Origin of the sequence: Nonomuraea diastatica, from assembly GCF_004349015.1 — a bacterium.
Taxonomy (GTDB): Bacteria; Actinomycetota; Actinomycetes; order Streptosporangiales; family Streptosporangiaceae; genus Nonomuraea; species Nonomuraea diastatica.
The window spans coordinates 1-8,225 of record NZ_SMKP01000297.1; the positions used below are offsets into that span (position 1 = coordinate 1).

Below are 8,225 nucleotides of genomic sequence, written 5' to 3' on the forward strand. Positions count from 1 at the left end.
GTCCCCGGCGGGGGCGCGCTCTGCGTCGGGTCAGCGGTGGGGTTGCCGGTCGGGTCGCCGGTCGGGTCGCCGGTCGGGTTGTCGGTCGGATTGCCGGTGGGGTCGTCGTTCGGGTCCTGGGTCCGCGTCGGGCGGGGGTCCGGCCGGCCGCGGCGCGACTGCACCGTGGCGCTCTCTTCGGGCTCGGGGGCGCGCGCCGTGTCGTCCGGCGCTTCGGCGGGGTCGGCCACCGCGACGCCGCCTCCCTGGGGAGCCTGCTGATCGGCGTCCTGCTGGTCCTGCCCCTGGTCCTGGCCTTGGTCCTGGTTCGGGTCCTGCTGGTCGGGGTCCTGCTGGTCGGGGTCCTGCTGGTCCTGGTTCGGGTTCTGGCGTCCCTGGTTCTGGTCGGGGTTCTGCTGGTCGCGGTCCTGGCCCTGGTTCCGTCCGTTCCTGTTCCGCTGGTCGGAGTCTCGCCGCTGATTCTGATCCCGCTGTGCCTGCTGCTGCGACGGGGACTCGGCCGGGTCGCAGTGGTCGGCGCGTGCCGGGCCGACCCCGATGACGGCCGCGGACACCAGCCCGCTCGCCGTCACGGCCAACGCGGACACGGCCGCGGCCATGCGTCTGGATCTCCTCATGTGTGTCTCCTCTTATCGACCGCCAACGCGACGGGTGGGGCTGGCGCGGGCGTGGGAGGCTCCGGCAGGGCGTTGTGGTTGACCAGGCCGGTGGACTCCAGCAGCGCCATGTGCCTCATGACGTACTTCACGCACTCCTCGGCGAACTTCCTGATCTCGGAGTTGCGGGTTCCGGCCCGCACCGCCGCGATGACGGTGAAGACCTTGCCGTGCGCGGCACGCAGCAGGTTCGCGTAGTCCTTGTCGAAGGCGGGCCCGCTCTCCGCGGCCAGCTGGGCCATCCAGCTCTGCTGTTGCGGGCTGGGCTCGTCGGGCAGGGCCACGCCCAGCTTCTTCGCGACCTGACGGGTCAGCAGGTCCAGCTTCATGTGATCTTCCATGATCAACCTGCCGACTTCCTTGACACGTTGGGACTCGGCGCGGGTCCTGGCGTACTCGCCTGCGGGCATCTCCCAGAGGCCGGCCTGCCGTACCTTGACCACCAGATCGCGGTCGGCGGCCGTGAGAGGCCCCGTGGACGTCTGCGCCCACTGGGCGGCCGCGGGATCGATCACCGGTGGCATGACCAGCAATATCGTCACCGCGGCCGCCACGACGAAGCCGCCGAGCATGAACACCTCGCCGCGCAAAAGCCTGTGCATGGTCGGAGGTACGCGGGGTTCACGACCCTGGTTCACCTATGGCCGGAGATAGTTAGAAATGACTGGAGTTATCGGAGTGGCTACCGGACTGATAACGAAGGTGTAAAGATGTGCCCCGTGCTAGGTCACCTCGACGGCAGGTTCGAGAGTGCGGATGCCGAGGCGGAGCACCGCATTGCGGTGCTTTACCAGGAGTTCGGCGGCCCTCTGCTGCGACACGTCCGCAAATCCACAGGTAACGACCTTCAGTGGGCCGAAGACGTTGTGCAGGAGACGCTCGTCCGGGCCTGGCGGAACTCGGCAAGACTGCAATGGGAACCAAGCCTTATATGGGCGTGGCTGCTTACCGTGGCCCGTCGCATAGTCATTGATGGTCGTCGGCGGAAGAGCGTTCGGCCGCAGGAGGTCGAGCCGCCCGAAGTCGACATGATGGCGGTGCCGGACGGTTCGGATCGGGCTCTGTCGGCGATGGTCGTCGCGGACGCCCTCCGATCCCTGTCCGCGGAACACCGCGAAGTCATTGAGCAGACCTACCTTCGAGACCGTACGATAAGTGAGGCGGCGGAGATTCTGGGGATTCCACCGGGCACGGTGAAGTCCAGGCTCTACTACGGGATCCGGGCTCTTCGCGAACTGCTGCGGGACAAGGGGGTAGCCGGCTGATGCACGACGGGGTGGCCGCCTATGTCCTCGGCGTCCTCGATGAAGAGGAGCACGAGGCCTTCGAACGCCACCTCGACACATGCGAGCGATGCCAGGCGGAGCTGCTGGAGTTCGCCGAGCTGCCGGACCAGCTCGACGAGCTCAAGAACGCCTCCTCGACCTCCGACGACGATCCCCCGATGTCGATGTCACGTTGACGTCTATGCCCTTTTCGGGTGGTATCGGTTACGGCAAGACGTGCGCCCGGCGGCAAGTGCCGGGCGGTCGGGGGGAGGTGTTCGGTGGGCATCGACGGCGATGCGCCCCGTCCCCCGCACCGGCGGTTCGGCGAGGAAGGCGGCCGGCAGTCGTACGGTGGCTACCTCCGCCTGCCCGCGTTGCTCGCCCAGCAGCAGCCGCAGTCGCAGGCCCCTGACGAGCTGCTGTTCATCACCATCCACCAGGTCTACGAGCTCTGGTTCAAGCTGCTGCTCCATGAGCTGGAGGCGGTCCGCGAGGTCATGTCCCGCGGCGAGCTGTGGCGGGCCAGGCACCTGTTCCGGCGGGTGCACGCGGTCGAGCGGGTGCTGGTCGAGCAGGTCGAGGTCCTGGAGACGATGACGCCCCAGGACTTCCTCGAGTTCCGTTCGATGCTGGAGCCCGCCAGCGGGTTCCAGTCCGTGCAGTTCCGGGAGCTGGAGTTCCTGTCCGGGTTGAAGGACGAGCGTTACCTCGGCAGCTTCCGGCACGCCGAGGAGGCCGATCTCGCCAGGCTGCGCCGCAGGCTGGCGGAGCCCACGCTGTGGGACGCCTATCTCGACGCGCTGTCCCTGCGTGGCCTGCCGGTCTCCGGCGATGAGATCATGAACTCGCTGCTGACCGTGGCGAGAGACCGCGGGTCCCACGACGACCTGTGGCAACTGGCCGAAGACCTGCTGACCCACGACGAGACCACAGCGCTGTGGCGGATGCGTCATGTCCAGATGGTCGAACGCCAGATCGGCACCAAGTCGGGCACAGGCGGCTCGACGGGCGCCCCCTATCTGCGCGGTAGAACGCGCCTGCACTACTTCCCGCTGCTGTGGGAACTAAGGGCCTGGCTATGAACAGCCATGGCGAACCCTCACAAAGGAGTGAGAGCGAAATGCCGCTCGACGAGGCCAAGGATGAGCTGCTCCAGCGAGCCGCCGAGATCTGCGCGACGAGCACGGAGCACATGAGCGCCGAGGAGGCGCTGTCCTTCCTCCGGCTCTACTACCGGCACGTCGCGCCGGAAGACCTGCTCGACCGCAACCCCGTTGACGTGTACGGCCCCGCGATGTCCCAGAGGCAGCTGGCCGAGGTCCGCCCGCAGGGCAGGCCGGTGGTCCGGGCCTACACCCCGACGATCGACGAGAACGGGTGGGACCCCGGGCACTCGGTCGTCGAGGTGGTCACCGACGACATGCCGTTCCTGGTCGACTCGGTGACGATGGAGCTCGACCGGCACGGCCTGGGCGTGCACCTGCTCGTCCACCCGCAGATGCGGGTGCGCCGCGACATGACGGGCCGGATGCTCGGCCCTGACCAGCAGGACGTCACCGGCCAGATGCTGGTCGAGTCGTGGATGCACATCGAGATCGACCGGCAGTCCGACCCGCGCGCGCTCAAGGCACTCGAGACCGACCTGCTGCGGGTGCTCACCGACGTGCGGCACGCGGTCGAGGATTTCAGGAAGATGCGGGCGCTGGCCGTCCAGACCGCGGAAGACCTGGGCATGAACCCGCCGCCGCTGGAGCCCGCGGAGGTCGAGGACAGCATCGACCTGCTGCGCTGGCTCGCCGACGGGCATTTCACCTTCCTCGGCTACCGCGAATACCGGCTCCAGCACACCGACGCGGGCGAGACGCTGCGCGCGCTGCCTGGTGCGGCGCTGGGCATCCTGCGTGACGACAAGGTCAGCTCCGACAGCTTCTCCGCGCTGCCCGCCGAGATGCGGGCCAAGGCGCGCGAGAAGCACCTCATGATCATCACCAAGGCTAACTCCCGGGCCACCGTGCACCGCGCCACCTACCTCGACTACATCGGGGTCAAGGTGTTCTCGCCCGAGGGCGAGGTGATCGGGGAGCGGCGTTTCCTCGGCCTGTTCACGCACGTGGCCTACAACGAGTCGATCTCCCGGATCCCCGTGCTCAGGCGGAAGCTGGCCGACGTCCTCGACCAGGCCGGGCTTGCGCCCGACAGCCACGACGGCAAGGACCTCATCGAGATCCTCGAGACGTTCCCGCGCGACGAGCTGTTCCAGACCTCGATCGACGAGCTCCTGCCGATCGCGCTGGGCGTGCTCCGGTTGCGCGAGCGCAAGCAGGTCAAGTTGTTCCTGCGGCGCGACGACTACGGCCGCTACATCTCCTGCCTGATCTATCTGCCGCGCGACCGCTACACCACCAAGGTCCGGCTGAAGATGCAGGAGGTGCTGCTCAAGGCCCTGGGCGGCACATCGCTCGACTACAGCGCCATGATCGGCGAGTCGGTGCTGGCCCGCCTGCACGTGGTCGTGCGGGGCGAGCGGGGCAAGCAGCTGCCGCCGCCGAGCGTGGACGTGGAGGAGTTGGAGGCGCGGCTGGCGGCCATCACCCGCTCCTGGGAGGACGACCTGGCCACCGCGCTGGCGGAGCTGACCTCGGAGGAGGAGGCGCCCGGGCTCATCCGCCGGTACGCCTCGGCGTTCCCCGAGGGGTACAAAGCGGACTTCCCGCCCAAGGTCGCCGTGGTCGACCTGCAGCGGCTGGAGCGGCTCGTCGGCGCGGACGACGACGAGCAGGTCGAGCTCAACCTCTACGAGCCGTACGACGCGGTCGAGGGGGAGCGGCGGCTCAAGATCTACAAGGTCGGCTCGCCCATCTCGCTGTCGAAGGTGCTGCCGCTCATCCAGCGGCTGGGCGTCGAAGTGGTCGACGAGCGGCCGTACGAAGTCGACCGCGACAACGACCCCACCACCAAGAACGCCTGGATCTACGACTTCGGGCTGCGCTACACGCCCTCCGACGAGGTCGGCAGGGAGGACTTCAAGCGGCTCTTCCAGGACGGGCTCACCGCCCTGTGGACGGGCCGGGTGCAGTCCGACGACTTCAACTCGCTCATCCTGAGCGCCGGGCTGACCTGGGAGCAGGCCGAGATCCTGCGGGCCTACGCGAAATACCTGCGGCAGGCGGGCAGCACGTTTTCGCAGTCGTACATGGAGCGGGTGCTCCTGGGCAACGTGCGGCTGGCGCGGCTGCTCGTGAGCCTGTTCGAGGCCCGGCACGATCCGCGGCGGCCCGACGACGTGCGCACCGAACTGGCCGACGCGATCCACGAGGAGATCCTGGGCGCGCTCGACGAGGTGGCCTCGCTGGATGAGGACCGCGTGCTGCGGGCGTACCTGGAGATGATCCAGGCCACGCTGCGTACCAACTATTTCCAGACAGTGGATGGGCGGCGAAAAGAGTACATATCGCTCAAGTTCGACCCGCAGGCCGTCAGCGTCCTGCCCCTTCCGCGGCCCAAGTTCGAGATATTCGTGTACTCGCCGCGGGTCGAGGGTGTGCATCTCCGGTTCGGGAAAGTGGCGCGGGGTGGATTGCGGTGGTCTGACCGGATGGAGGACTTCCGTACGGAAATTCTCGGCCTGGTTAAGGCCCAGATGGTGAAAAATACCGTTATTGTGCCGACCGGGTCTAAGGGTGGGTTTGTCGTTAAACGGCCACCTTTGTCTGGAAAGCGGGAAGATGTGCAGGCCGAGGGCGTGGCCTGCTACCGCATGTTCATCTCCGGTCTGCTCGACGTCACCGACAACCTCGTGGACGGCCAGGTCGTCCCGCCGCCCGACGTGATCAGGCACGACGGCACCGACACCTACCTCGTCGTGGCCGCGGACAAGGGCACCGCGACGTTCTCCGACATCGCCAACGCCGTGGCCAAGGAGTACGACTTCTGGCTGGGCGACGCCTTCGCCTCCGGCGGCTCGATCGGCTACGACCACAAGGCCATGGGCATCACCGCCCGCGGCGGGTGGGAGTCGGTCAAATACCACTTCCGCACCATGGGCGTGGACGTGCAGAGCACCGACTTCACGGTGGCCGGCGTGGGCGACATGTCCGGCGACGTGTTCGGCAACGGCATGCTGCTGTCGCAGCACATCCGGCTGGTGGCCGCGTTCGACCACCGGCACATCTTCGTCGACCCCACCCCCGACGCGGCCCGCTCGTTCGGCGAACGGCAGCGCCTGTTCGACCTGCCACGCAGCTCCTGGGAGGACTACGACGCCACGCTGATCTCGGCGGGGGGCGGCGTCTTCCCGCGCACCGCCAAGTCCATCCCGATCACGCCCCAGATGCGCGAGGCGCTCGGCATCCCCGCCGGCGTCACCTCCATGACCCCCAACGACCTGATCAGCGCCATCCTGCGGGCCCCCGTCGACCTGGTGTGGAACGGCGGCATCGGCACCTACGTCAAGGCGAGCTCCGAGTCCCACGTCGACGTGGGCGACAAGGCCAACGACGCGCTCAGGATCGACGCCGCCGAGCTGCGCTGCAAGGTCGTCGGCGAAGGCGGCAACCTGGGGTTCACCCAGCTGGCCCGCATCGAGTTCGCGCTGAACGGCGGCCTGATCAACACCGACTTCATCGACAACTCGGCCGGCGTCGACACCTCCGACCACGAGGTGAACATCAAGATCCTGCTGGACCAGGTCGTCCGCGACGGCGAGCTGACCGACAAGCAGCGCAACCAGGTCTTCACCTCGATGACCGACGAGGTCGCCCGCCTGGTGCTGCGCGACAACCACGCCCAGAACGTGGTCCTGGCCGCCGCCCGCGCCCAGGCCGTCGAGATGCTCCACATCCATGCCCGCTACCTGCGGCGGCTGGAACGCGAGGGGCTGATCAACCGGGAGCTGGAGTTCCTGCCTTCCGACAAGCAGCTGGCCGAGCGCCGGCAGGCCAGGCTCGGCCTGACCGCCCCCGAGTTCGCCGTGCTGCTGGCTTACACCAAGCTGACCGTCGACGCCGAGGTGCTCGCCTCTGACCTGCCCGACGACCCCTACCTCGCCTCGTGGCTGGTGTCGTACTTCCCGTCGGCGCTGCGTGAGCGGTTCCGCACGTACATGGACGCCCACCCGCTGCGCCGGGAGATCATCACGACCTGCGTGGTGAACGAGCTGGTCAACTCCATGGGCACCACGTTCATGTACCGCTTCGGGGAAGAGACGGGCGCCTCGACGCCCGACATCGTGCGGGCCTACCTCGTGGCGCGCGAGGTGTTCGACCTGCCGGGCTTCTACCGGGACGTGGAGTCGCTGGACAAGCAGGTGGGCACGGCCACCCAGATCGCCATGCTGCTGGAGGCCCGCAAGCTGGTCGAGCGCGGCACCCGCTGGCTGCTGGTCAACCGCCGGCCGCCGCTGGACCTGGCCGGGTCGGTCGGCTTCTTCATGAAGCCGGTCAACGGCGTGGTCTCCCACATCCCCAAGCTGCTGACCGGTCCCGACCTGGCCGCGTACGAGGAGCGCCGCGACTCGTTCCTCGCCAGGGGCGTGCCGCTGGAGCTGGCCGAGCGGGTGTCCGCCATGGTGCCCGCGTACTCGATGCTGGACATGGTGGAGATCTCCTCCCTGACCGACCGCCCGGTCCACGAGGCGGCGGAGGTCTACTTCGACCTGGCCGACCGGCTGCAACTGGCCCGCATCCGGGAGCGCATCATCGCGCTGCCCAGGGACAACCGGTGGAACTCGATGGCCCGCTCGGCCCTGCGCGACGACCTCTACGCGGCGCACGCCTCCCTGACCCGTGATGTGCTGGCCCACAGCACGCCGGGCCTGCCGCCGGAGGAGCGGCTGGCCAGGTGGACGGAGGCCAACACGGCGGCCGTCTCCCGGGCCCGGCAGACGCTGTCGGAGATCTGGGAGAGCGACACCTTCGACCTGGCCACCCTCTCGGTAGCCCTGCGCGCCATCCGCACGCTGGTGTCCGCCAGCAACCTCCCCTACACGGAGAGCTGACACGGAAGGGGCGGGCACCCAACCCCGCCCGCCCCCTTTCGCGGCGTGGGCGGGCGCCATGATGTCCAGAAGCCGTGGCGGCGCCGTCGCCCATGAGGGCGCGCTCACCGGTTGAGGAATCGGTGAAGGAGGCGCTCGTCACGGCGAGCGAGCCGTGAGCCTTCACGGCCGGCCGTGACGGGCGGAAAGGGGGCTACGGCGCGTGCGGGTCCGCCGGCTGTGCCGTGACGGAAAGAAGGGCCGTCGGCTGTGCCGGACAGAAAGGGATCAGGTCCCGGAGGCACGTGTGAGCGTGCCGTCGTGGGC

Annotated in this window: 5 protein-coding genes and 1 pseudogene; 4 read left to right on the top strand and 2 right to left on the bottom strand. The window is 68.4% G+C overall.

Annotation, left to right across the window (positions count from 1 at the left end; genetic code table 11):
* Both E1294_RS49705 and E1294_RS49710 read right to left on the bottom strand, forming a co-directional pair.
* Positions 1 to 617: pseudogene (locus E1294_RS49705) on the bottom strand (hypothetical protein); the annotation flags it as partial.
* Positions 614 to 1,258: a DUF4142 domain-containing protein gene (locus tag E1294_RS49710; RefSeq protein ID WP_132519621.1), complete on the bottom strand. Its 645-nt coding sequence runs from the start codon at positions 1,256 to 1,258 to the stop codon at positions 614 to 616. The pseudogene E1294_RS49705 and the gene E1294_RS49710, both read right to left, overlap by 4 nt.
* A gap of 108 nt (positions 1,259 to 1,366) precedes the next feature.
* Here E1294_RS49710 and E1294_RS49715 point away from each other — a divergent pair, with 108 nt between their 5' ends.
* From E1294_RS49715 to E1294_RS49730, 4 genes are all read left to right on the top strand, one after another.
* Positions 1,367 to 1,921, top strand: coding sequence for a sigma-70 family RNA polymerase sigma factor (locus E1294_RS49715; protein ID WP_201761090.1), 555 nt, complete (start codon positions 1,367 to 1,369; stop codon positions 1,919 to 1,921).
* Positions 1,921 to 2,118, top strand: coding sequence for a zf-HC2 domain-containing protein (locus tag E1294_RS49720; RefSeq protein WP_132519624.1), 198 nt, complete (start codon positions 1,921 to 1,923; stop codon positions 2,116 to 2,118). Before E1294_RS49715 ends, E1294_RS49720 begins: the two co-directional genes overlap by 1 nt.
* An 84-nt stretch (positions 2,119 to 2,202) precedes the next feature.
* Positions 2,203 to 3,006 carry a tryptophan 2,3-dioxygenase gene (locus E1294_RS49725; RefSeq protein ID WP_220448402.1) on the top strand — a complete coding sequence of 268 codons (804 nt, stop codon included), beginning with the start codon at positions 2,203 to 2,205 and terminating at the stop codon, positions 3,004 to 3,006.
* 38 nt (positions 3,007 to 3,044) lie between these two features.
* Positions 3,045 to 7,919 (top strand): NAD-glutamate dehydrogenase, encoded by a 4,875-nt coding sequence (locus tag E1294_RS49730; protein ID WP_132519627.1) that lies wholly within the window; start codon positions 3,045 to 3,047, stop codon positions 7,917 to 7,919.
* Positions 7,920 to 8,225: the final 306 nt, after the last annotated feature.